Raw genomic sequence first — 24,786 nt, 5'->3', positions numbered from 1 at the left:
ATTCTCACCTTCCTGTTATTTCTTGAATATCATCTGTGCAAAGTCATTGATGCACATTCTCCATACATTCCAATCATGGGTTCCCTTATAGACTTTGCGCTGGAAATGTATGCCCTTGTCGCTGCAAAGTCTGTCATCTCCAAGAAAATGTTCAAAAAACGGGTCTTCATCTCCCATTGCCCTGTAGAAGTTCCTGAAATATCCATTGAACTTTGCCGCATTGTCGAAAGCGGCAAGATGCTCGTCACTACTGGGCTCATGGCAGCTCATGTCGAGTTCGCTTCCGCTGATCCAGTCCCGAAGGAACCCGCTGAAGATCCCAACCTCCGAGAACATCTCCGGATGGCGCATAACTGTCATGGATGTCTGCATTGACCCCATGGAAAGCCCGGCCATTCCTCTCTTTTCTTTGTTTCCACCCGCGTGATACCTGCTCTCGATAAAAGGTATCACATCCTCAAGAAGCATGGATTCGAAAAGCAGATGGTCCACAATATGTTCCCCATCCAAGGTCCTCTTCTGCACCATGCCGTTATTCATAACGATCACAAAGGGCGTAGCCTTCCTCTCTGCAATCAGGTTGTCCATTATAAAGTTGACCTTACCGGAATAAGTCCACCCCACTTCATTCTCCCCATGCCCATGCTGCAGATACAGCACAGGGTAGATTTTGTCCGGATTCACGTCATATTCCGCCGGGGTATACACAAGGCAGGACTCCCACTCTCCGGTTACCCCGGAAAAGAAATATTCCCGTCTTACACTTCCGTGGGGAACATCCTTAAGTGCATAGAAGTCGCCATCCTTGGCCGGGAGCTCAACATAGTTGTAGGGCCTGCTGTATCCATAGGATATGGGCAAAAGAGCTGACAATGTGTCCCTTCCGTCAACTCTGATCTGCACGCAGTTAAAAGCAGTGGTAAAGGGAAGCTCCAGTTCCCAGATTCCATCTTCTGTCTTTTTAAAATCGTACAGCTGCTCCGCAAACAGCATCTGTACAGACCCCGCATCTTTTTCCAGTAGCCTTAAGAAATATTTACCATCCCGCATCACTACAGGATTTGGCCTCCCGTCATAGGGGATGACATCATTGAAACATAACGCTGTATTCATCTGACTCCCCCTAATTTGTAGTTCCAAAGGTCGCCCCCGGGAACATAGGTTACCGGAACTTTATTTTCCACAAGCTCTGAAAGCCAGTCCACGGCATATTTTGCCCCCAGTTCCTCCCAGTTAAAGTGGCCGATGTTAAAGCACGCCATGCTCCTTCCCAGAGAAATGCCGTCTCTTATATATGAGAGCAGATTCCATTCAATGATCTCCCCGGGAATAATTGCGTCAATATGCTCATTTTGCATTGCACGAATGATCTCTGTGGAATAATCGGTATAATAGCCGTCTTTATACGTTTCGGGAATGAAAGCACCGGGATACAGGTGTCCCACCAGCGCCAGCCTTTTTATCTTATCTACATGCCTTCCGATATATCTGGTCCCATGAAGCCCCACCTTCTTAATAAGCTCCTCATTGATATCTTCAACCGTTCTGGGCTCAGGGAACTCCACTAGATGCCCGAAGGGCACTGTCTTTCCGGCATCAACCACATATTCCTCCCAGCCCAAATACTTAAGCACACCTGTAAAGATACTGTCAGGTCTGTGAGCATGCATATGGTCATGGTCTCTGTAAACCACAATGCCGTGGTCACTAAGCAGCTGCATTTTCTCGTCGTAAACCTCGCACTTAAAGTCAGCCTTCCATCCCGCCTCATCCGGGGTAAGGTAACTTGTGGGCTCATGCACATACAAGAGGTTGCAGCCAAGCTCTATGGTCTTTTTGATGACATCCACATTCGGAACAAGAGCTGATGCTATCCCCGTGCACTCTTTTTCCGGATCTCCGCACTTTATCCCGTCACAGCCGTTGTAATCAGGGCCAAGGTCCGGATGATATGCGGCAACTTTTTCCAAAACTTCACTGATTTTCATGATGTGATCCCTCCAATAGTTTTTCCAAAAAACCTCTGTCCTCAGCCTTTTACAGCACCTACAACAACACCCTTAACAAAGTATTTCTGAACAAAAGGATAGATAACCACGATAGGAAGAATTCCTATAACAGCCATGGACATCCTTACGGCGTTACTGGGAAGCTGAATCGCTCCGGTTCCCACAGCCACACTGGCAGCTCCGCTCTTAAGATACTGAATGTTGTTCATTATCCTGATGAGCAGATTCTGAATCCCGTAAAACTGGGGCTTTTGAATATAATACAGCGCATTTACCCAGTCATTCCAGTAGGTGAGGGCTGTAAAAAGAGATATCGTAGCAACTGTAGGTACCGCCAGCGGGAAGATTATCTTAAAGAAAATGGTAAGCTCGCTGGCTCCGTCAATCTGCGCTGACTCAATGAGTGCATCCGGGATACTGTTAGCATAATAGTTCCTTACCAGGAAAATATTGAAGGCTCCGCAAAGATAATTGGGGAGGATCAATGCCCAGATGGTGTTTTTTATGTTAAATACCTGGGTCCACATCATATAAGAGGGAACTACGCCGCCGTTGAAAAGCATGGTAAAAAACACGAAGAATGCCAGAAGATTCTTATACTTAAAGTTCTTTCTGCTCATGGGATAAGCGATCATCGTGGTAATAAGCACGCTTATCACTGTTCCTACAAGTGTTACCAACACAGATATACCATATGCCCTGAAAATAGTAGCTCCCTGCTGAAGCATATACACATATGCATCTGTGGACCACTTTTCAGGCAGGAATGAATATCCATTTCTCAAAAGCGTAGTCTCGTCTGTAAATGATGCTATGACGATCAGGATTATCGGAAGAAGCGCTATAACCGCCAAAATTCCAAGTATAACAGTTGATATTATTTCAAAGCGCTTGGCGTCTGATGCCACGTGCTCTGCTGATTTTAATTTTGCCATCGTTTACTCCTTTAGAAAAGTGCGTTGTCGCTGTCTACTTTACGGACTACAGCATTGGCAGTCACAACAATTATGAAACCGAGGACAGACTGGAAAAGACCTGCCGCTGCTGACATTCCAACGTCATTGAGTTCCATCAGGCCTCTGTAAACGTAGGTATCAATGGTCTGTGTTGTGGCGTAAAGGGCTCCGGAGTTCATGGGCACCTGATAGAACAGTCCGAAATCCGAGAAAAAGATCCTTCCAACCGCCATAAGTGTCATGATGATCACTGTAGGTTTAAGAAGCGGAAGCGTTATCCTGAATATCTGCTGCATTTTTGTCGCTCCGTCAAGGCTTGCTGCCTCATAAACCGATTTATCTATACCCGCAATGGCTGCCAGATAGATAATGGACATATATCCGGCGTTTTTCCAAAGATAAACAATGGTGAGAATAAACGGCCAGTAGCCACGTTCCATATACCAGGCCACATCCTCTTTTCCCAAAGCTTCAAGGATAGTATTGTTGATAAAGCCGCTGTCGGAATTAAGGAACGCATATACCATATAGGCGATGATAACCCAGCTCATCAGGTTCGGCAGCAAAAGAGATGACTGAAAAAACTTGGTCCTGATGCTGTCTCCCAGGGCATTTAATAAAATAGCTATTGTTATTGCAAAGATGGTGCCTATTACTATAAATGCCAGGTTATAAAGAATTGTATTTCTGGTCATTATGATGGCATCTTTTGTATGGAACAGAAATTTAAAGTTCTGAAAACCGTTCCAGGGACTCTTCCAGATACCTTTTTTGTAACTGAAATTTTTAAAAGCCAGGAATATTCCGAACATGGGAATATAGTTATTTATCAAAAGATAGAGAATTCCCGGAGCTGCAATAAGAAGCAGCGGACCTGACTTGGCATATTTAGTTTTTACTTTTATTGGCTTGGACTTGTTTTCAGACATCTATATTCCTTCCCTTTTTCAGTAATGCAGGCCAGTATATGAATCCTACCGGCCTGCACATTTGGGTTTATATGTTTACTGCTCTTTACTGAGCCTGTAACCATGCATCAAGCTGAGTCTGCTTCTCTGCAAGGATATCGTCATAACCGGCATCTTTGAGAGCCTGTCTGAACTCTGCAAGAGCTGATTCTGTATCAACGGAACCGCAGGCAATTCCCGGCAGATACTGCTGGATAACATTACTTACTGCTGTGTACTGAGTCTGAACATTTGAAGCATCAAAGGTGAATCCCATTGCAGGTGATGTAGGTGCATTGTGATTCTGCTCATCCTCCCAGGCAAGAGACTCTGCTGAGCCTGATCCGATAAGAGGCCACTGAATGAAGAAGTTACCAAGTACACCGCAGGAAAGCTGCGCTGTGTAAGGAACTGTAGCTGCATCCTGTCCCTCGGGATATGAAACTGTTCCGTCGTCGTTCTTTACATAATCCCTGCCTTCGATACCGTAGAGCATTGTATTGATAACGTCTGCGTCTGTGTATGTAAGGTTAAGGAACTTAAGTGCTGCATCGGGATTCTCGGATGTTGAAGCGATTACCTGTGCAACGGCGTTCATTGAAGAAGTATCAAGATATGCATCTCCAAGAGCGATAGCACCTACTTCGTAGCCTGAAGGAGCTGAAAGTGATGCCGCTGTATCCTCGAGAGGATAGCTGTAGGAAGCGGAATATGCGAAGTATCCGCCTGATGACATGAGCTCGGCAGCTGCGGATGTTGTAGTAGCTGCATCCTTCATGATGTAGTCATTCTTGTACCAGTCTCTTACGATTCCGGCATATTTTTCAAAATCAGCCAGGTCATAGTAGCTTGTTACTGTCATATCTGTTCCCTGAAGAACACCTGTGGGTGATGCGAAGGAATCGCCAAGCCAGTCAATGCTGGGGATCCATCTTGTAAGGCCGCTGTCGCCCTGTGATACAGGTGCAAGAGGTGTGAGCTCAGGATGAGCTTCTTTAACCTGAGCAAAGATAGGTGTAAGATCCTCTGCGGACTTTACTGATGAAAGGTCAAGACCAAGCTCCTCGGCAATATCTTTTCTGTAGATCAGCATAGGCTGAAGAGCAAAGGGCTTAAGGGTGGGGATGGCATAGAGTCTTCCGTCCTGCATAGTAGTCTTGAGCCACTCCTCTTCGAAAAGAGCCTTTGTTTCAGGTGCATCTACATCGATCATATCTGTGATGTCGTAGCACATGTCACTGGCAATGCTGTTTCCAAGATCGCCCAGTGTGTGGAAAATATCGATTTCTCCGTTCTGTACAGCAAGACTTACCTGCTGAGTGTAATCAGCGATTGAAAGAGGCATCAGGTGAACCTCAACGCCAATCTTATCTCTTGTGATCTGATTAAGTGCCTCTTCTACCTCGGATGTATCATCCGGAACAGTATTGAAGGTCACAAATGCATATGTGATCTGTGTATAATCTCCGTCTGCTTCAGCGGTCTGTGCTACCGCTGTGTCATTTGACTCTGTGGTAGCAGTCTGTCCTGCTCCCTCAGATGAGCCGCAGGCAACGAGTGAGAGCACCATAGCTCCCGCAAGAAGTGTGCTTACTAATTTCTTAAACATAAATACCTCCCTTTGTACATTGGCGCGCCGTCAAAAGGCACGCTTCATTTGAGTTGTACTCATTATACAAAGGGAGGTATTTTCGATTCTTTTAAAAATAAGACTTATATTTTCAATTTTAAGGTTTATTGATCTTGCCCTGTGGCCATGGCCTGATACTCATTGGGCGTATAGCCCGTGGTCTTCTTGAATACGGTGGAAAAGTAAGAGAAGTTGTCAAAACCCACTTCACTTGCCACATCGCTTATTCTTGCCCCGGGGCTTGCCAGCAGCTCTTTTGCCACAGAAATACGATAGTCGCTTATATACTGCTTGAGGCTGATTCCAGTCTCTTTTTTAAACATCTTCGCCATGTATTCCGGTGTCAGGAACACACTCTCGGCAACCTCTGTCCGGGAAATGTCCTCCTTATAGTGATCATGGACGTACTTCTTGGCCCTCTGAACGATGGAGTCAGACTGCTCAACCTCTGAGACATAATCGATAGTACGGCTTATAAGGTGTACCTGGTATCGCATCATGTTCACTAAAGACTCCGTGGCCTGATCCTCAAGAGAAACAAAGGCCTCATTGGCAAAGAGCTGATTTGCCTGGATCTCCTTGCTATGCAGATACACAAACACGATCTGTAAAAGATCCTGCTTTATTTCTGTAAGTACCGCTGCCGATAGTTTCTTCTGGGCCGCCAGGGATTCCATGCTGAATTTCAGAAGATTAAGCAGTTCCTTTTTCTTCTTCTCATTAAGAAGGAGCCTTATCTGCTCCTGATCCAGCATATGCCCCTTCTCCGAAGCCAGCACGATCTCATCGTTCTCATGGAAAATTCGCCCTTTGGACGCCACATTGTTCTTGTCCAGCTCTTCTATATGAAGTCTCGCCTCATATAATTTCTCTATATTACAGGGATTGCTGATATAGACAGTTATCACGTTTTTCAGCTTCTCTTTTGCTTCATCCACGAATTCCTGCTCGGGAAAAGAGATATCGGCCTTTGCTATAACAGCGGTATAAATAAGGTTTTTAAGGTGATAATTGACAATACGGCTGCTGATAGCTCCTCCGCCAAGGTGCTCTGCCGCATAATCCGCCAGCTCTTTTTCATAAAGACCTGCCAGATCTTTGCCCCTGGTCTCTTCAATACCCTCAAGGTTTCCGCTGGCTATAAGTATAAGCCTGTATTCGGCATCAGGATCCACCAAAAGACGGCGTCTTTCTATTTCTTTGCCAATAATTGCGCGATCTGCCAGAATACGCTGCTGGAGCACATCGTCCCAAAAGGAACCTTCTACGTACTCAAGGCTTCCGGCGTACCACTCCTCGTACTGAGCCGCCTTCCTGATCTTACTTCTGTCACTGCGTTTTTGCAGGGCTGTTGTGAGCTCCGCCTCCATCCTGTCAGCGTTAAAGGGCTTCACCACATAGCCCGATGCTTCGTATTCTATGGCCTGTCTTGCATAGTCAAACTTCTCATGGCTGGTAAGGAAAACAAATTCAGTGTCGATTTTGTTTTCCCTTGCCCATTTGATCAGATCAAGCCCGCTTCCCATAGGCATCTCAATATCACACACCGCCACACTGATGTCATGCTCCAGGAATATCTTCTTGGCTGCAGCTATGTTGTAGGCTTTATACACCTTATCAATATGAAATTTGTCCCAGTCGGTGTTTGATACTATTACCTCCACCGTGGAAAGATCATCATCGATCACGATTGAGTCCATAAGCTGCTCTGCCTCTTTACTCTCCTTGGAAGCCACACATCAACTCTTGTTCCGTGGGGCTCCTTGTTGGAAAATTCCATCAAATCATCTCTTCTGTACATAAGGTTAAGGGTCTTTTTCATGTTCCAAAGTCCCACTCCGTGGCCGTCATCCTTGACCTTGACATCTCCTGCAGCCACTTCCTTGAGGAACTCTTCCGGATAGCCCTCTCCGTCGTCTTCAACTATAAGATGGCACATTTCCTCTCCATCCTTTTCCTGCATTTTGGCAGAAATAAGAATTGAAGTAAGCCTGTCCACGGAAACGGCATGCTTATAGATGTTTTCCAGAATAGTGTGAACAAGAAGCTGCGGGATAGGATAATCCTCGATTCCGGGTTCAATATCGATAAAATCGAAAACACATCCCGGATACAGGATTTCCTGCATAGATATATAGTCTCTGGCATGTTCCATCTCTTCAGAGAGCGGCACAGCATGAAGCCCCGACTTAAACAGATAACGGATATTCCTGGAGAGTCTCTCGATATACTCCCGTATCTCCTCATTTCTGTTCTGGAAAGACATACTGTGAATGGTGGTAAGGGCATTCAGGAAAAAATGTGGCTTTATCTGGAGCTGAACATATTTAAGTGTCGCCTCATCAAAAGCTATTCTCTCCTCATAGGACCTCATCCTTAAATTTACGATGGTATCCATCATGCGATTAAAACTGGTATTTATCTGCTGAAACTCCACAGTATCCGCCTCATCCGGCAGCCTTACGCTCTGATCGCCGTTCTCAATCTTCCTCATGGAAGCAAGAAGTTCCGCCAGCGGTGAATATACTGTCCTTCTGGTATAAAGAGCCATCAACAAAAGCAACAGTATCGCCGCAGCCACCAGACCTATAAGAACCACCTGAAGTGTCTGGAAACTTCCGAAAACCCGGCTTCTTGGCATGCTGACATATATCCGTAGCGCGCCTCTGGTGGACTTTGCTCCGGTTATATAGAAGTCTTTTCCCTCAGACCATCCTCCGTTTCCGATAAACCTCTCAGATATATCACCCTGCTGAGGGGCATCGGTGCCGCCAAACTGCGTAATAATAGCCCCTGCCTCATCGGTGAGAGTATAGGTGATGGTGTCACTTGCAGAAGAGATGTCAAAGAGATTTGATACCTCTACCAGCGCCCCAAGCATCCTCTTTTTATTCTTATACATCCTGACTGCATAGTTCTTTTCCCCGATTTTGCTGTAAAACCACTCTGAAGGCATGTTTCCGGGATTCTCATCCTTTAACTTTCTCACTGCCTTTTCAATCAGTACCGTCTCCTCGTAAGTGGCGTTATCTCCGGTTTTGGCTATGTAGGTATCACCAACAAGGTCATAGAAAACAAGCGTCTCAACATCACTGCTGGTAAGGGCGGATCGCTGCAGGATCTGGATCATATTCTGAGCTGCAATCGCCCGCTGATTCTCTGTTCCATATTCAAAGACCTTGATATTGTCATTATTCTGAAGAACCGATGCAAGAGCCTGTTCATTGGCCTTTAGAACGTCATCCATCTGATAAAGGCTGATATCCCGGGCCTGAATAAGAGCTGCCCCGGCACCATCTTCCAGCGTGGCAGAGGTGTTTCGCCAAACCGCAGAAAGAATAACTATCATAAGGATAAGATAGCTTACCACGCCGATGGTTATGGTCCTCATAAAAGAGTCTTTCTTGATGCGTCTTTCCATGCCTTTTATCTGCCTTTTCAGAAACCAAGAATTCCGGGAACTTCCTGCAGATCGGTGATCTCATAGTCAAAGGTTACATCTTCACGCCCCGGAAGGTGTTTGGGATTATACCAGCAGCAACGAATACCCGCGTTATTGCCCCCCATAATATCACTGGTAAGGGAATCGCCGATGATGATAACCTCATCTTTTTTCAGGTCGCCAAGGTACTGACCGCCGGAATAGGATAATTTAGCCTCATTCTCTTTGAGCCAGCTGTTCATATCTTTAAAGCACAGGTCAAAAAACTCCTTGGCAGGCTTTTCATATCCAATCTGCTCCGATATGAAAAACAGGTCAAAAAGCTTGTCAAATCCTGAGTTTTTAAGCTTACCGGTCTGAGCCGTCAATGTGCCGTTTGAAGCAATCGCCTGAAGCACCTTGCCGCGATAGCTTTCTATAAGTTCATAGGAATTGTCTCTGAAACAGATGGTTTCTCCCAGGAGTATCTGATATCTGGCATTAAAAGCCGCTGCAATATCCGTGGGAAGCCCGTACATACCAAAAAACTCTCTAAATCTTCCCTCCAGTACCTCCTGTTTTTCCATTTCTCCCCTCTCAAGAGCCTGCCAGCGCCTTTTATTAAGCGCCATATACTCAGAGAGCATCTCCTCTGTCAGTTCTCCCAAGCCAAATTCTTCAAAATCCTTATTCAATGCGGCATGCTCAGCCACATCAAAATCAAGCAAAGTATTATCAATATCCCAAAGTACAGCTCTAATCATCTTCTATCTTCCAGCCTTTATTTCTTTCTTCTACCTCTTCTTCCGTTCGCTTTACGGCATCACTTATGGCATCCTCATATCCTGTAAGAGCTGCAAAGGGAGAAAACTGCGCCGCCCGCTTCTCCATTGGCATTCTTGCCCTTCCAATAGGATCGTGACGAGGTATATCAATTATATCCTTGTAATCATCAAGAGTTCTGGTCCACTGCCTCATGCCTTGTGTCCTCCCACCTGGTTATTACGCTCTATGGTCATGGCGCCCTTCTGAAGATTCATCCCTTTAAGAATGGCGTTTTTCCCAAATTTCTTCTTTATATCAAGCACCGCATGTTGGAGCTGCTTTTCCTTCTCCTCCTCAATGCGGTCCTCTTCCCGCCTGGCCTCAAGAGCAGAATAGTCTGTAAAAAGATCCAACTGCTCAAACTCCATGCTTCCTCCGGGCCTTCCCGGGGCCTGATCCTCCTTCATGGTATTCACCGCCACAACGTTAACCCGGCGCACCAGAAGCTTAGGATCCACAATCCGGTCATAGAGTTCCATCATAGCACTGATTATCTTCCTTGTGGAGCTTGTATACTCTCCAAGAGCCGCTGTTCCGTGAGCATGCTCAGGAGCCAGGCGTCCATAGTAATCCACAGATATATTCCCCTCAAAGTTTGCCAGCTTTTCGGGATCAGTAAGATTCTCATTGTCATAACTTATTGTAAGTACGACCGCATTACACACCAGTCCCTTGTCCACAAGATCAAGCACAAGAAGATCTGTCATCTCCTGTACAATGATCCTGGCCTCATCGTACTCATAGGGGCGCATCAGCACCTGGCCGCTGCTGATACTGGTATTCTCCGGTTCATATGCCTTAACATCCGCCAAAGTGCATGGCTCATATCCCCAGGCATGGTCTATAAGAAGCTCGGCATTCACCCCGAATTCCTTGTATAGCATCGGCTCACCGATATACTTGTCATCACTTACCGATGCCCTGGCAATATCGCCCATGGTGAAGATGCCGTGCTTGGCCAACCGTCTGGCAATTCCGCCCCCGACACGCCATATATCGGTGATAGGTGTATGACACCATAAAAGCCTTCTGTAGGACATCTCATCAAGTTCGGCTATACGAACCCCGTCTTTGTCAGGATCAGCGTGCTTGGCGACCACATCCATGGCAACTTTTGCAAGAAAAAGATTGCTCCCGATACCGGCAGTAGCCGTAATCCCCGTCACCCCGAGTACATCCCTGACCATCTCCATGGTAAGTTCGTGGGCAGACTTGTTGTAGGTCTTAAGATATGCGGTAAGATCAATGAAAACCTCATCGATACTGTAGGCAAAGATATCCTCCGGCGCTACATACTTAAGATAAATACTGTATATTTTTGCACTTACCTCCATGTATCTGGCCATTCTTGGCGGAGCGACAATATACTCCAGCTTTGTTTTCCCGGCGGCATTTATCTTATCCACTGCCTGCTCTACCTCGAATAGTCTCGGTCTTCCGGGAATTCCATAGGCTTTAAGGGAAGGTGACACCGCAAGGCATATGGTCTTATTGGTCCTTGTAGGATCGGCCACCACAAGGTTTGTGGCAAGCGGATCAAGCCCCCTGTCAACGCATTCACAGGAAGCATAGAAGGATTTCAGATCAATTGCCGCATAAATCCTGCTATCACCGCTCATAATCAAACCTTTCATATTCAGACACTACCGATCAGCAATTCCCCTCATAAACGTAGTCTAAATGCTTTCTGGCTACATCCGCCAGTCTGTAAACCAATCTGACATCAGTTGCGGGAACATCCATCTTAAACCTGGGGAAATATCTGCTTATGTGAAGAGCCACATTTTCTTTTCCCCTGCCTCTGTTAAGCCCCGCAAGCCAGGAGGCTATCTGCTCCATTTCCCGCTCGCTGTCATTAAACCCCGGAACCACCAAAGTTGTCACCTCCACGTGACATATTGCAGCTGCGGCTTCAATAAAACTCATCACCAGCCTGCGATTGCCTCTTAGTACATCACTATAGTACGCATCAGTAAAGCCCTTCAGATCAATATTCATAGCATCGATATGGGGCAGCACAAGGTCCCTTACTCTCTCAGATACGCATCCGTTCGACACAAGTACGGTCTTCATGCCTGCTTTATGAACTTCTTTGGAGGCATCTATCACATATTCATAACCAATAAGCGGCTCGTTATAGGTAAAAGCTACTCCGATATTGCCTCGATCACTGTACTCCTTAGCGATATCAGCCAGTTCCTCAGCAGATATGTAGCGATAGCCCATATTGTATTCCTGCCCGAATCCATAGGAAATCTCATGGTTCTGACAAAAGGGGCATCGCAGATTACAGCCAAAACTTCCCACCGAAATTATATTTGATCCAGGGAAAAACCTGTTTAAAGGCTTTTTCTCTATAGGATCAAGGGCGATTGAAGTAACAAGTCCATAATTGACACATTTAAAGCCGCCATTCTCATACTTTCTTGCACGGCAGAGACCAACAACCCCTTCCTCAAGATTGCATTCATTGTGACACACATCGCATTTAGGCATAATACCGCACTTTCTGACCCTCAGTTATGCCGGATCACTTCAAATCTCTCTAAACTGTACTCTTCATCGTCTCGTATTCCGGCCTTACGGCATGCTATCTCAATCTGCTCCGGAATAGTATCCACTCCGTCAAGATTAGGCAAAAGAAGCCCTCTCTTGCGGCCGCAGGTGACGATAACTCCATATCGCTTTACATCAAGCTGATCGGGCCCGTCTATGGGCTCCGGCTCATCAAGCACATCCACGCTCATCTCAAGACTATCAAGCTCATTTTCGCCTATCATCGGAAATCTTGGGTCATTGGTGCCGGCGCTGATGGCATTCTGCATGATCTCATCCGCCACACACCTGCAGGTGGGCAGTATCGTTCCGATACATCCCCTTAGTGCTCCGTCCTTATGTATGGAAACAAAAGCTCCTGCTTTCTGCTTAAAAATCTCCTCCGGAAGATCCTTCCATCTGTCATCCTCAAGATCCTTCCGGGTGATCCTCTTACCCATGGTTATATAACTTTCCAAAGAGAATCTGGCCAGGCGAACATATGGGTCCTCATCAGCCTGTTTTTGTTTAAGAAGCGCTGTTTTAGCGGCTCTCCAGCTCTTTAAAAAACGCCTGTTATCATTTGTCCCTCCCACTTCAAAGCGGCATATTCCATAACCAACCCCGAAAGTTGCCTCATGGGACAGCTTCTGAGCCTTTACATCAAGTCCGTCAAGAGCTCCCGCCATCATGACAAAAGACCTGTGACCGCACTCAGCTGCTTTTTCACAGAAAACATCATCAAAGTCTAAAAGCTTTTCAAAATCTCCGCTTCCGCAGACTTCCATTATCCTTTCGTCATACTCCGGGCCCTCCTTGGCATAACCGTAGGGGCCTTCCTTTTTCATCTTATGGGACAGATCTCCGCTGGCCACGTATACAGCGCGTTTATTGGTCGAAATCACGGCTTTTTGTATTATCTGACCCATTTCATAGTGCATGGGCAAAGAGAGGCCGGAAAGGCCGATCCTGACGATTTTAAAGGTGCCATAAAACTGTCGGATAAAATACAGCGGAATCATGGTCCCATGGTCAAGGGAGCTGTCTCTTTCTCCGAGAGTTCCCGCAGGAAATTCCTGGATATTTGCGGCTTCTCCATCTCCATTGCCGTATCCATCGCAGATCCGGCATATTTCATCAACGAGCTCCGTATCATACTCTTCATCAAAGCTCACCTCGGATGCATTAAAACGTCCCATATTGCCTGTAGCTCTTTTCCCGGGCGAAATATGGAAATAGTCCGAATACATAATGCTGTGGGGACTGGAAATAATGATTGTGTCAGGCTTAAGCTCCGCTATTTCCTGCGCCACCTGCATATAAGCCTGTGTTGTGGCCTTTATATTTTCTTCTTCCCCATGTCCTACTTCCGGAAGGATAATAGGGGGATGTGGTACCATGAACGCTCCTAAAATCGGCATATCTGCCTCCTTTCCGTTACTGACCGCGGCTCATCTGTGCATTGCTGTACCGGATATTACCTGTAACATCCTCGTCAAACCAATCTGCTTTCTTATAATTTCTGGCACTGTCCTCATCAGGAAACTCCACCTCCGCCAGCATTCCTATATCAGCGGGGCTTGAGAACACGTCAAGTTCTATCTTTATCTTCCCCTCCGCAAGCATTTCCGCTATCTCCGGGCGGCGGCTCAGATATTCAGAAGTGTAAGCATCGCTGTTGAGCGGGACAAGATATCTCTTTTTCCTGATAACAATACCGTCTGCCTTTGCTGCCATGTGCTCGTAAGACTGTGCGTCAAGAGGCATATTATACTCTACCTGTCCAATCTCGCCCTCTACCCGGGACTTTTCCCCTTTGTAGGTCATAATATACTTATCGTCCTGACGCCTTACCCTTATTGCAGGACTGACATTAAGATATCCCTGCTCTATCTCATGTACCGGATACTCCTGCAGGTTCTCAGGCGCAGTGCTTACCGTGAATTTCCTCTCTATCTCGATTCCCATAGTTTATCCTCCTTTTGCTAAAACAGAATATCGTCTTCACCGAGAGCATCCCTGTCACCGGCTTGAAGCCGTATACCGGAATCCATGGCCTTTTTGAGTCTTTTGTACATTCCGGACTTGTTCATCCCTATCATTTCTGCCGCTCTTATCGCACCATATCGTGAAATCAATTGCCGGATACGATTTACAGTTGCCCTGTAGGTTATTCCGTCTTCCTCATAGGAGATATAGCTACGCTTTCTCCCGGCAGCCCGCTTAGTCTTGTACTTCACCTGTTCAGGCCTGAAAAACACAACAAGGGAGTCCGATGATATTTCATCGGAAAGCTCCCTGTGTTCTATCTTGAATTCTGCCCCAATGGGTCCAAAGAGACGATTAAGCTTCTCAACCATATCGTAGGAGTTGTCATCTACGTTCTTCAGACTGAAAAAGCATTTGTCAAAAGAGCTGTTTTCAGCCCGTTTTCGCCTCTCGGCGGACAGATTCTTCTTTATTTTCTTGTCGATATTGGTCATAGTGGTCTACCTTTTAATTAGTGGACGTTTCTATGACCATGATACCCGAATTTCCGGGTTATTTGCAATACCTGTCCAATGTAGCTCTGACTGCGCCTTTTCCTGCGTTGAGCTGCGCAAAATAGCTTATCACAAGATCAGAAAGCCCCGCTGTCTCCAAATCCAGCCCGAATATGGCCGAATCTTTAAGAAGGGGCAAAACAGCAGCTCTCAAAGTATCTTCATTGGTTTCCCCAAGACAGATATCCTTTACATAACTCTGAGCTTTCTCAAGCAGCGGATCCGGGCTGGGCTCAAAAGCATCTCCCGCATCGTTGATCCCCATAAGGTAACGGAGCCATCCCGCATATACCAATGGGATAAACTTTAAATCTGACACAGAAAGACAATTAGAGGCAGAATATGCCTTAACCGTCTCGCCAAATCGTATTGCAAGCTTCTGTGACGTATCTGTCGCTATACGCTGAGGTGTGTCAGGCATGAACACATTGGGGATACGTACATTAACTACAGTATCGATGAACTCCTGCGGCTTTATGACACCCGGGTCGGTAACTACCGGAAGTCCCTCCTTGTAACCTATGTTTTTTACAAGACTAAGAAGAGCAGGATCCTTCATCTCATCCGAGATCTTTTTGTACCCCAAAACACAGCCATATACCGCAAGCGCAGTGTGAAGAGGGTTAAGACAGGTGCAAACCTTCATTCTCTCAACCCGGTCCACCGTTTCCTTATCGGTAAATATCACTCCCACCTTCTCCAACAGCGGTCTTCCGTTGGGGAACTTATCCTCAATTACCAAATACTCACTTTCCTCAGCGTTCACAAATGGTGCAACCCAGGTTTTCAGTGAGGTTACCACCGGATCCAGATCCTCTACTCCGTCCTTTTTAAGAATCTCATTGACTGAATCGTCCGGCCTTGGAGTTATTTTGTCAATCATTGACCAGGGGAAACTCACCTTGTTTTCATCCTCAATGTAGTCAAGAAAGGCCTTTTCAGCCTTCCCGTTATCTACCCAGGCCTTGGCAAAAGCATGTACTGCATCAAACAGTTTATCGCCATTATGAGAACAATTATCTGTGCTGACCATGGCTATCTTCTTTTCGCCGGCTAAAAATCTTTCATACAAAAGAGCTGACACTTTTCCGATATAGCTTTCAGGCTGCATCGGCCCCTCTGCAAAATCCTTCGCAACAGCAGAAACTGTTTCTCCGGCTGCATTGGTAAGGCTGTAGCCCTTCTCAGTTATGGTAAATGTGGCCATCTGAAGGGAGTCAGCACTAAAAATCTCCTTTAGCCTGTCAAACTCCTTCGGATCTGAAGAATCAAGAATGCACGATTCCGCAATACTTGCAATTATTGATTTATCCACGCTTCCATCGGCCTTTAAAGTTACCAGCAAAGAAAGATTGTCGTGTGGCCGATACATCTTTTCTATGATCTCGTAGTCATAGCCTTCTACAACGGTTATTCCGGTATCGTCCCATCCGTTCTCCAGCATCCTCTGTGCGAGGTTGGCCTGAAAAGCCCGAAAAATATTACCAGCTCCAAAGTGAATCCACTTGGGCTGTTCCATTGTCTTCTCCACCATAGCTTTTCTATCAAATGATGGAACAAAATAACCTTTATCCTGCCACTTGGTATTGGCCATATTTTCTTCATTTATTTTCATAACGCATGTTACCTCACCTTCTGGCTGTGGCAGCCTTCTCTATTGCCTCCCACAGACCGTTTATATAAGTAGCCCCCAATGCCCTGTCGTAGAGTCCGTACCCGGGCATTGCCACTTCTCCCCAGATCATTCTTCCGTGATCCGGACGGATGGGACCATCAAAACCGGTCTCATAAAGTGCCCTTACGATCTCATACATATCAAAGGTTCCGTCAGAAGAAAGGTGCGCCGCTTCCTCAAAGTTCGTGGGAGAAATAAACTTCAGATTACGAACATGTGCAAAATGTATCCTTCCTTCAAGGGCTCTTATCATATGTGGCAGATCATTTTCCAGGCTTGTACCATATGACCCTGAGCAGAAGGTAACTCCGTTGTGAACATCATCAACAGCCTTCATGAGCTTTAGGATATTCTTCTCACTGTTGATTATCCTGGGCAGCCCGAACACTGACCATGCAGGATCATCGGGATGAATTGCCATCTTAATATCATACTTATTGCAAACAGGCATGATCGCTTCAAGGAAATATACCAGGTTTTCAAAAAGCTTATTCTCATCAATGCCTTTATATAACTCGAACAGTTCTTTTACATGTGCCATTCTTTCAGGTTCCCAGCCCGGCATCACTGCGCCGTTTGTATCTCCCGCAAGGGTCTCAAACATTTTCTCCGGGACTATGGCATCTACAGCTTCCTGCTTGTAGGCAAGAACCGTTGAACCATCTTCTCTTTTTCTTGCAAGTTCTGTTCTTGTCCAGTCAAATACAGGCATGAAGTTATAGCACACAAGGTGAATGTCCTCTTTTCCGAGGTTTTCAAGTGTTTTGATATAGTTCTCGATATGCAGATCTCTGTCTGCCGTAGCTGCCTTTATGGCGTCTGAAACATTAACTGATTCTATTCCCGCAATATGAAGCCCGTCAGCCGCAACCTCTTTCTTCAGAGCACTGATCTCATCCTGCTCCCACAGTTCTCCGGGCTGTTTATTGTAGAGAGTGGTGATTACACCTTTTACGCCGGGAATCTGTCTGATCTGCCAAAGCTTTACAGTATCATACTTGCTCCCGTACCAGCGAAGTGTCATTTCCATAGTCTTTCTCCTTTATATTCGATTAGTGATTTACTAAGTATTTACCTGTACTATAGGCCTGAAATCTTGAAATATGAATAGAATAAATTGTTGCCAACTTTGCAAATATTGCTGTCAATAATATTGCCCTTAAGAAATCAAAACCGGCTCCGATATATAATTTGTAAAAATTGGAAGGGACATTTGTATGGATTTCAACTTTTTAGCTTCAGCCAACAGAATCACAAGTACATACCTCAATAAAGAGCCTGTAGAAAATGCCATTTCAAGCTCTCCCGTGATCGATGACGAGCTTAAACGAAAGTTTGGAGAAGCCTTTGAAGAAGCCTATGATTCAATGATAGCCACAAAAGCTGTTAACAGCAGCATGCGGCAAAGCTATGAAATGGCTCATCAGGATGATTTCAGGATGCATGCAAGCCGCCTGGGCTACTCCATTGATAACAGAGTTATAGAGATGCTCAATGTTCAATTGACCGACGATATGAACGACAGAGTCAGCTTTGCCATGAACTCCGCAATGGAAAGTATCTTATAAAAAGCTGCACCTGCAAAGGTGCAGTATTTTTTTGCCCTTTAACCATACTTGAATTATTACCATATGAGATATAGAATTAATTGAATACAACATATTAACGAAAGGATTGCGCATGAAATTCAAGATCTTGCGAATTGTTGCCATTCTTATATGCCTTATTGTTATTATTTACGAGGCCATCAGCCTTTATAATGACAACAAGGAGTATGCGATTGCCGACACTGAATATGAACAACTGTTAAATAATAATACCGGCGTCTCCACAGGTCAGCAGGCAGGACCTGCAGATGGCGGAGAAACCTTTCCGGACCTTGGTGTCAGCTATAGCATGCTTGAGGCAATCAACCCGGATTTTGTCAGCTGGCTATATTTCCCATATTTTGATATAAGCTATCCTGTGGTTCAGGAGAATGAAATAGACGAATATATCAAAAAGACTTTTGACGGCACCCGAAACAATGCAGGATGCCTGTTTATTGATATCCTAAGCAGCCCCGATTTCAACGGTATGCATGATATAATCTTTGGTCATAACATGAGAAACGGCTCCATGTTCGGCAAATTCAAACAGCTTAGCCAGACCGAAGATCGTGATGCAATAAAATCTGATCCATTTATCTACGTATACACTGAAAAAGCCGTATACAAGTATGAAATATTTGCATACTACGTGACCACAGTCGGCAGCGATGCCTATTCCGTGGTTACAACCGATGAAGAGTATGACGATTTCCTTGGTTATATCAAGAGAAACACCATATTCCAGATTCCTAAGGACATGAGCTTTTCCGAAAGGCCATCAATCCTGACGCTTTCTACCTGCAGCGGAAGGTCAGGCAGTGGAAGAAGATTTGTAATCCATGCCGCAAAGGTTCAGACCTGGGAAACACCGTGATTTTTATGACATCAGCAAAAAGGAGGAAGCCCAAGGGCCCAATGTCATTAAGTTAGTATGACAATACAAAAATGGCAACAGACTGAGGATGAAGTATTTTACTCTTCATCCTCAGTTTCTTCTTTTTAGGGCATAGCAAATAGACGGATTTTCTCCGCCAAAATAAAATTATGCAGCTTATTGTTTTTATGCTACTCTGTATAGGAAACTATGATATATCTTGCCAGTTAGTTTTCTTTCCCGATGTCTATCTGGCCTTATAGGAACTAGATTTTTTGATATAATGGTTTCCAAATCAGGTGATGATGCCTTTCCTCGATAGAACAATCTACACATATGCACTGCAACCGAAAAATTCGCTTTATATGTATGTTTCCTTTGCTTTTTATCAATGACTACGTGCGAGGTAATCATTTCAGCAAAGTTATACATAATAAGATGTGCGTAGATTTCTTGTTGGATGCACATCACCTTTTTTGAATGAAAATCCAGCATTCCTGTTGTATATTTCAGGTCTCTGAAAGATGTTTCTATTCCCCAGCGAACTGCATATAATTCTTTTAGCTTTTCTGGCGGATATGTATCTGGTTCAAGATTAGTGAGTACCGTTTCATAGCCATTTTCTGAGATCTTAAATCGAACAATCCGGAATCTAAGATTATAACTAAGTGTTGGATCTGCTTTTCTTGATTTTGATGGAAGATAATCAAATGTCGAAGTGGCTGCTATAAATTTATAATGATTCCTGTCCTTGTATAACTCTTTGGTTTCTTTGTTTTGTCGGCGTATCAAATTCACGGATATAGGTACATCGTATTCTGGTTTCTTTGGAAGGTCATAACCCTCTTTCATTCCCGTTTTTCCATCTTTTATACGAATAAGAAAATACCATCCTTTTTCTTGAACGTGAGCCATGTTGTTATAAGATTCATAGCCTCTATCAGCAATTACAATGGCTTTTGGTATATTTGATCTATCTATCATTTCTGCAAAAGCTTTATGTTCGTTGGCTATTCTATCTTTTTGGATAATAGCATCACTATAGATACAATGCTTAAGATCATACAGCGCATTCAAATGTAGTAAGTTGTATGGTTTTTGGCCATTTGAGCCAAGATAAAATGAGTCGGTATCTTCTGGGGCGGTAGCTATTTGAATTCTGGAACCATCAACCGCTAATAAATGAATCTCTTCTTTAAATGTACTGGTTATTTCATGAGAAAACTCGCGGAATACTTTCAGAAAAGCATTAGGACTGATCTTACAACGTTGTTGCGAAAACGCTGAAGCAGTAGGAACATCAGACGATGCATTAAAAAAATCTATCAATTCATTAGTAAGGCTTCCACTTTGCATTCCGATTATGCCTGTGATCAATTTCTCCATAGTAAGTTTCCTTTTGCGTGAAAAATCCTTTTCTGGATTGACGCAATACAATTTAGAGTTTTTCACTACTCTACGAATATTTGACATCAAAAGATTTTTTAGTTGTTTGGGTTTCATGTGCACCTCCTTGAAATCGAGAATTATGCTTACAATTTCAAGGGCCGCTTTCGCTACCTCTAAATAAAATCAGTAGCGAAAGCGGCCGCACTTTTTAGCTTTTATGTCAACATTTTTTCAGAAAAAAAGACCCCTACATCATTTCTGATGTAGAGATCTTTATAGTGTCACCTTAACTTAATGACATTGGCCCAAGGGCCTCCTCCTTTTTATAATGCCACATATATAATATTTATGTTATATAACAAAGTATTAGCTGTCTCATCACATACAGTTGTATCCGTGATTTGTAAGAATATTCTCAACCTGTGCCACATCATCGGTGTGCATAACCATGATAGGAAGGCCTGAATCTCTGTTAAATGACAGATAAATATAATTCACATTGATATTGCCTGCATATAAAGTCTTTAAAATTTTATCCAAAGCACCGACTTCATCCGGGCACTCTACCGCAAGAACCGGTGTAGCCTTGCAAAGATAACCGCTTGAGTTAAGCACCTCAAGACATTTGTCCGGATCCGAAACCACCATTCGAATAATACCGTACTCTGCCGAATCGTTAGTTACCGATCCAAGGATGTTGATCCCGTTACTGTTAAGAAGTCCAGTGATATCCTGGAAACATCCCTTTTTATTCTCTGCATATATGGAAATCTGCTTAAGCATATTATTATTCTCTCTTTCACCTCTTAGTCCTGATCATTAAAAAGCTTCTTTACAGCCAGAAGAATGTCATAAGATGTAAAAGGCTTAATGACAAAGTCTTTTGCACCCTTTTTTAATGCCATCATTATCATGGAATCATACTTTTGATCTGAGCACATTATAACCTTGGCTTTAGGATCAATCTTCATGATCTCGTTGAGCGCGTCGATTCCGTTCATCTTGGGCATATTGATATCCAGAATCATTACGTCAGGGTTTGTTGACTTATACATCTCAACAGCATCAACGCCTGACTTGGCCTCACCCACAATGGTATATTCCTCAGCAGGCAGCGCGCCTCTGATCAGTTCTCTCATTAAAGCAGTGTCATCAGCGATAAGTACTTTCCTTTGCATAATTATCTCCTGTATTAAACATTTTTCTGCTTCTATTATCTTATCATGCCCGATAAACAATACGCTAGTGTTTTCACGGAATTGACGTTATTATTGCCTCAAAATTCCCATTGCAGGTATAGCTTCCCTCATTAGCCGGAATAAACAGTGAGTCTCCCTTCTTCACGGCAAAAGAATCATCACCGGAAACCACTGTTCCTTCACCTTCGATGACCATAAGACATTCAAAGCTTCTTTTCCCTGAAAAACCGGTGTAGCCAGCCTCATCTGTCACTTTAACAGGCTTCACATCAAAATAATCACATGTTACTGCAGAACCGTCTTTTGAAGGTATTTCCATATTGGGCTTTTCCAGCTTAGTAACTTCAAGCGCCTGCTTAATATGAAGGTCTCTGGGTTTTCCATCAGCATTAAGCCTTCCGTAATCATATATCCTATATGTCACATTGGAACTCTGCTGTACCTCCAGCAAAAGGATTCCCGCTCCAATGGAATGAAGAGTCCCCGGTTCTATAAAAACGACGTCCCCGGATTTCACATATACCTTATTCAGTACTTCTTCTAAAGTGTTGTCCTTGATTCTCTGCTCAAACTCAGCCTTTCCTATGCCATGACTGAATCCCTGATAGAGAAAAGCTCCTTCTTCCGCCTGAAGCACATACCACATTTCAGTCTTACCAAGCTGCCCCTCGTGGAGCTGTGCATACGCATCATCCGGATGAACCTGTATAGAAAGACTTTTCTTGGCATCAATAAGCTTTATAATAAGCGGAAATTCTTTAAACTGCCTGCAGCTTTCGCCAAGAATTTCTTTTCCCTGATCATTTATGAAGTCTGTAAGAGAAATATCTCCTTTGTCCGTACAGACAAAAGATTTTCCATCCTTATGGCCTGATAGTATCCATGCTTCCGCACATATATCTCCGGAATAATCCACTCCATATTCATCTATTAGTTTATGCCCACCCCATAAATAATCCTTACAGGTGGGTTTTAATCTGTATATACTCATAAAAACTCCGTTTATTTCTAAAAAGCGCTTTATCCATTTTGCATTTAAATAGAAATAAAATCAATACCTATTATATTTTATTATATTTTTCGCAGAAAAGACAAATCGCACCACCACTTCTCATACAGTGGTGATGCGATCAAGTTTTTATACGACTGATGCGTATTTTTTTAACGGAACCGTCCAGACTGCTCTCCTCGAGCGAGAATAAGTTATCATATTGAAAAAAATTATGCAATCCTTTTTTCACAAAATATTGCACAAATTTTAATGTTTTAAAATATAATTGCAATCCGCCCTTTCTAAATTGAAACATTTATTTCTAAATGATATACTTCTAACCTGTAATATCAACGTTTTAAACATTAAATATATTAAGGAAATACTATGACAAAAGAGAACAAGATGGGCGTTATGCCCATAAAAAAGCTGATAGTGACGATGTCATTGCCCATGATGATCTCAATGATGGTTCAGGCTCTATACAATGTTGTGGACAGCATCTTTGTTTCTCAGATAGACGAAGAAGCTCTCACTGCCGTAACCCTTGCTTTCCCGATGCAGAATCTTATGATTGCCCTCGCAGCAGGTACCGGTGTCGGAGTTAATGCCCTTTTATCCAGATCTCTTGGGGAAAAGAAATTTGATATATCCGACAGTGCCGCTAACGCATCTTTGCTGCTTACTGTATTTAATTACGCTGTATTTCTTTTTATAGGTATATTTTTTACTGGCAGTTTTATAGCATCCCAAACACATAACCCCATAATCCATGAATACGGCAACACTTACCTTAGTATAATATGTACCTGCTCAGTGTTTCTATTCTTCCAAGTCACTTTCGAGAGACTTCTTCAGTCTACCGGAAGGACTGTATTCAGCATGATCTCACAAGCTTCTGGAGCTATTACAAATATTATTTTTGACCCTGTCTTTATTTTCGGACTTGGTCCCTTCCCCGAAATGGGAGTTGCCGGTGCCGCTTATGCAACAATTCTTGGGCAGCTGGTTGGCTCTCTTATCGGTCTGTACTGTAATCTTCATTATAATAAAGATATAAAGCTGTCCCTGAAGTCTATATTCCATCCAAGTCTCCAGGTCATAAAGGAAATATATTTTGTAGGCGTTCCTTCTATTCTCATGATGTCCATAGGATCAGCCATGACATATATGATGAACCGGATACTGGAAAGTTTTTCATCTACAGCTACAGCTGTATTTGGCGTTTATTTCAAGCTTCAGAGTTTCTTCTTTATGCCTGTATTTGGCCTGAACAACGGTCTTATTCCTGTCCTTGCATATAACTATGGAGCAAGGAAAAAGGCCAGGATAATAGAAGCCTTAAAGTTTGCCATTATTTTGGCTGTCTCCATAATGCTTGTAGGAATGGTCACTTTCCTGGTTATTCCTGATGTTCTACTTAGCTTCTTTACTGCTTCTGATAATATGCTTCTAATGGGTATACCGGCTCTTAGAATAATAAGCCTTTCGTTCCCTTTGGCCGGCCTATGTATAGCAATGGGTTCTATATTCCAGGCCTTTTCGAAGAGTATTTATTCACTTGCCATATCTGTGGGAAGGCAGCTTGTAGTTTTGATCCCCGTTGCCTGGCTTTTATCGAAAACAGGATCTCTTGATCTTGTCTGGTGTGCATTCCCTATTGCTGAACTCTCTTCTTTACTGCTATCATCGTACTTTTTCAGAAAGCTATACCGCCAAACCGTGTCTGTACTGTAAATCTCAGCATCACAATTCGAAAAAAGTCAATATTTCTGCGCTTTTTCAGAATTATGCACTAAAAAACACTTTTAATTTATGCAGTTTTTCGTCTTTAAAATCTTGTGATGGCGCATAAATAGGTGTAAAATCTTGTTTAGTAGTTAAATAACTCTATTTGAGGGAGGTATAATCCATGAATAAGACAGAACTTGTTGATGCTATCGCAAAGGCTACTGAGCTCTCCAAGAAGGACGCTGAGAAGGCTGTTAAGGCTTTCACAGATGTTGTTGCTAAAGAGCTTAAGAAAAAAGGCAAAGTTCAGCTTGTAGGCTTCGGAACATTCGAGACTGCTAAGAGAGCAGCTAGAACAGGTAAGAATCCTCAGACTGGTGCAGCTATTAAGATTCCTGCAGCTACAGTTCCTAAATTCAAAGCTGGTAAGGCTCTCAAGGACGCTGTTAACGGAAAGAAGAAATAATCTCTG

General features: G+C 43.9%; 24 protein-coding genes. 4 read left to right on the top strand and 20 right to left on the bottom strand.

Annotated features, from left to right (window positions below; all coding sequences use genetic code 11):
• Nucleotides 1–15: 15 nt before the first annotated feature.
• From T456_RS0103705 to uxuA, 16 genes are all read right to left on the bottom strand, one after another.
• A complete protein-coding gene (locus T456_RS0103705) occupies nt 16–1,113 on the bottom strand; it encodes an alpha/beta hydrolase-fold protein (protein WP_024864970.1) in 1,098 nt (365 codons plus the stop codon).
• Nucleotides 1,110–1,988 carry a Nif3-like dinuclear metal center hexameric protein gene (locus T456_RS0103700; protein ID WP_024864969.1) on the bottom strand — a complete coding sequence of 293 codons (879 nt, stop codon included), beginning with the start codon at nt 1,986–1,988 and terminating at the stop codon, nt 1,110–1,112. Before T456_RS0103700 ends, T456_RS0103705 begins: the two co-directional genes overlap by 4 nt.
• A 41-nt stretch (nt 1,989–2,029) precedes the next feature.
• Complete coding sequence (locus T456_RS0103695) at nt 2,030–2,944, bottom strand: carbohydrate ABC transporter permease (protein WP_051464964.1); 915 nt, start codon at nt 2,942–2,944, stop codon at nt 2,030–2,032.
• 11 nt (nt 2,945–2,955) lie between these two features.
• Nucleotides 2,956–3,894: an ABC transporter permease gene (locus T456_RS0103690; RefSeq protein ID WP_024864967.1), complete on the bottom strand. Its 939-nt coding sequence runs from the start codon at nt 3,892–3,894 to the stop codon at nt 2,956–2,958.
• An 85-nt stretch (nt 3,895–3,979) separates the two neighbouring features.
• Nucleotides 3,980–5,521: an ABC transporter substrate-binding protein gene (locus tag T456_RS0103685; RefSeq protein ID WP_024864966.1), complete on the bottom strand. Its 1,542-nt coding sequence runs from the start codon at nt 5,519–5,521 to the stop codon at nt 3,980–3,982.
• Nucleotides 5,522–5,646: 125 nt separating this feature from the next.
• Nucleotides 5,647–7,278, bottom strand: a complete 1,632-nt coding sequence (locus tag T456_RS0103680; protein WP_024864965.1) for a response regulator transcription factor — start codon at nt 7,276–7,278, stop codon at nt 5,647–5,649.
• Nucleotides 7,227–8,963 (bottom strand): sensor histidine kinase, encoded by a 1,737-nt coding sequence (locus T456_RS0103675; protein WP_024864964.1) that lies wholly within the window; start codon nt 8,961–8,963, stop codon nt 7,227–7,229. Before T456_RS0103675 ends, T456_RS0103680 begins: the two co-directional genes overlap by 52 nt.
• A 17-nt stretch (nt 8,964–8,980) precedes the next feature.
• Nucleotides 8,981–9,727: an HAD hydrolase-like protein gene (locus T456_RS0103670; RefSeq protein WP_024864963.1), complete on the bottom strand. Its 747-nt coding sequence runs from the start codon at nt 9,725–9,727 to the stop codon at nt 8,981–8,983.
• Nucleotides 9,720–9,941 (bottom strand): hypothetical protein, encoded by a 222-nt coding sequence (locus T456_RS0103665; RefSeq protein ID WP_024864962.1) that lies wholly within the window; start codon nt 9,939–9,941, stop codon nt 9,720–9,722. Before T456_RS0103665 ends, T456_RS0103670 begins: the two co-directional genes overlap by 8 nt.
• The gene (locus T456_RS0103660) at nt 9,938–11,407 is read right to left on the bottom strand and encodes a Y-family DNA polymerase (protein ID WP_024864961.1); all 1,470 of its coding nucleotides are present in this window, start codon (nt 11,405–11,407) and stop codon (nt 9,938–9,940) included. Before T456_RS0103660 ends, T456_RS0103665 begins: the two co-directional genes overlap by 4 nt.
• Nucleotides 11,408–11,438: 31 nt before the next feature.
• Complete coding sequence (gene amrS / locus T456_RS0103655) at nt 11,439–12,287, bottom strand: AmmeMemoRadiSam system radical SAM enzyme (protein ID WP_024864960.1); 849 nt, start codon at nt 12,285–12,287, stop codon at nt 11,439–11,441.
• 17 nt (nt 12,288–12,304) lie between these two features.
• The gene (gene amrA / locus T456_RS0103650; protein WP_024864959.1) at nt 12,305–13,744 is read right to left on the bottom strand and encodes an AmmeMemoRadiSam system protein A; all 1,440 of its coding nucleotides are present in this window, start codon (nt 13,742–13,744) and stop codon (nt 12,305–12,307) included.
• 16 nt (nt 13,745–13,760) lie between these two features.
• Nucleotides 13,761–14,291: a CYTH domain-containing protein gene (locus tag T456_RS0103645; protein ID WP_330369681.1), complete on the bottom strand. Its 531-nt coding sequence runs from the start codon at nt 14,289–14,291 to the stop codon at nt 13,761–13,763.
• Nucleotides 14,292–14,308: 17 nt separating this feature from the next.
• Nucleotides 14,309–14,806, bottom strand: a complete 498-nt coding sequence (locus tag T456_RS0103640; protein WP_024864957.1) for a hypothetical protein — start codon at nt 14,804–14,806, stop codon at nt 14,309–14,311.
• Between the two features lie 58 nt (nt 14,807–14,864).
• Nucleotides 14,865–16,481: a mannitol dehydrogenase family protein gene (locus tag T456_RS0103635; RefSeq protein ID WP_024864956.1), complete on the bottom strand. Its 1,617-nt coding sequence runs from the start codon at nt 16,479–16,481 to the stop codon at nt 14,865–14,867.
• A gap of 13 nt (nt 16,482–16,494) precedes the next feature.
• Nucleotides 16,495–17,571, bottom strand: coding sequence for a mannonate dehydratase (gene uxuA, locus T456_RS0103630; RefSeq protein WP_024864955.1), 1,077 nt, complete (start codon nt 17,569–17,571; stop codon nt 16,495–16,497).
• Between the two features lie 187 nt (nt 17,572–17,758).
• Between uxuA and T456_RS0103625 the strand changes: the two genes are divergently transcribed.
• Both T456_RS0103625 and T456_RS0103620 read left to right on the top strand, forming a co-directional pair.
• A complete protein-coding gene (locus T456_RS0103625) occupies nt 17,759–18,109 on the top strand; it encodes a hypothetical protein (protein WP_024864954.1) in 351 nt (116 codons plus the stop codon).
• Nucleotides 18,110–18,221: 112 nt separating this feature from the next.
• Complete coding sequence (locus T456_RS0103620) at nt 18,222–19,004, top strand: class B sortase (protein ID WP_024864953.1); 783 nt, start codon at nt 18,222–18,224, stop codon at nt 19,002–19,004.
• 186 nt (nt 19,005–19,190) lie between these two features.
• On the opposite strand, the gene T456_RS21020 is transcribed toward T456_RS0103620, so the two are convergent.
• From T456_RS21020 to T456_RS0103600, 4 genes are all read right to left on the bottom strand, one after another.
• Nucleotides 19,191–20,507, bottom strand: coding sequence for an IS4 family transposase (locus T456_RS21020; RefSeq protein WP_024864952.1), 1,317 nt, complete (start codon nt 20,505–20,507; stop codon nt 19,191–19,193).
• Nucleotides 20,508–20,771: 264 nt separating this feature from the next.
• Nucleotides 20,772–21,176 (bottom strand): amino acid-binding protein, encoded by a 405-nt coding sequence (locus T456_RS0103610; protein WP_024864951.1) that lies wholly within the window; start codon nt 21,174–21,176, stop codon nt 20,772–20,774.
• A 23-nt stretch (nt 21,177–21,199) separates the two neighbouring features.
• Nucleotides 21,200–21,571, bottom strand: coding sequence for a response regulator (locus T456_RS0103605; RefSeq protein WP_024864950.1), 372 nt, complete (start codon nt 21,569–21,571; stop codon nt 21,200–21,202).
• A 73-nt stretch (nt 21,572–21,644) separates the two neighbouring features.
• Nucleotides 21,645–22,583 carry a type I phosphomannose isomerase catalytic subunit gene (locus T456_RS0103600; protein WP_024864949.1) on the bottom strand — a complete coding sequence of 313 codons (939 nt, stop codon included), beginning with the start codon at nt 22,581–22,583 and terminating at the stop codon, nt 21,645–21,647.
• 387 nt (nt 22,584–22,970) lie between these two features.
• Between T456_RS0103600 and T456_RS0103595 the strand changes: the two genes are divergently transcribed.
• Nucleotides 22,971–24,320 carry an MATE family efflux transporter gene (locus T456_RS0103595; protein WP_024864948.1) on the top strand — a complete coding sequence of 450 codons (1,350 nt, stop codon included), beginning with the start codon at nt 22,971–22,973 and terminating at the stop codon, nt 24,318–24,320.
• A gap of 175 nt (nt 24,321–24,495) precedes the next feature.
• Nucleotides 24,496–24,780: an HU family DNA-binding protein gene (locus tag T456_RS0103590; RefSeq protein ID WP_024864947.1), complete on the top strand. Its 285-nt coding sequence runs from the start codon at nt 24,496–24,498 to the stop codon at nt 24,778–24,780.
• Nucleotides 24,781–24,786 lie beyond the last annotated feature (6 nt).

This window comes from Butyrivibrio sp. FCS014, from assembly GCF_000526935.1.
GTDB lineage: Bacteria > Bacillota > Clostridia > Lachnospirales > Lachnospiraceae > Butyrivibrio.
The sequence above is the reverse complement of the archived record's forward strand: the minus strand, read 5'-3'. Positions and strand labels throughout refer to the sequence as shown.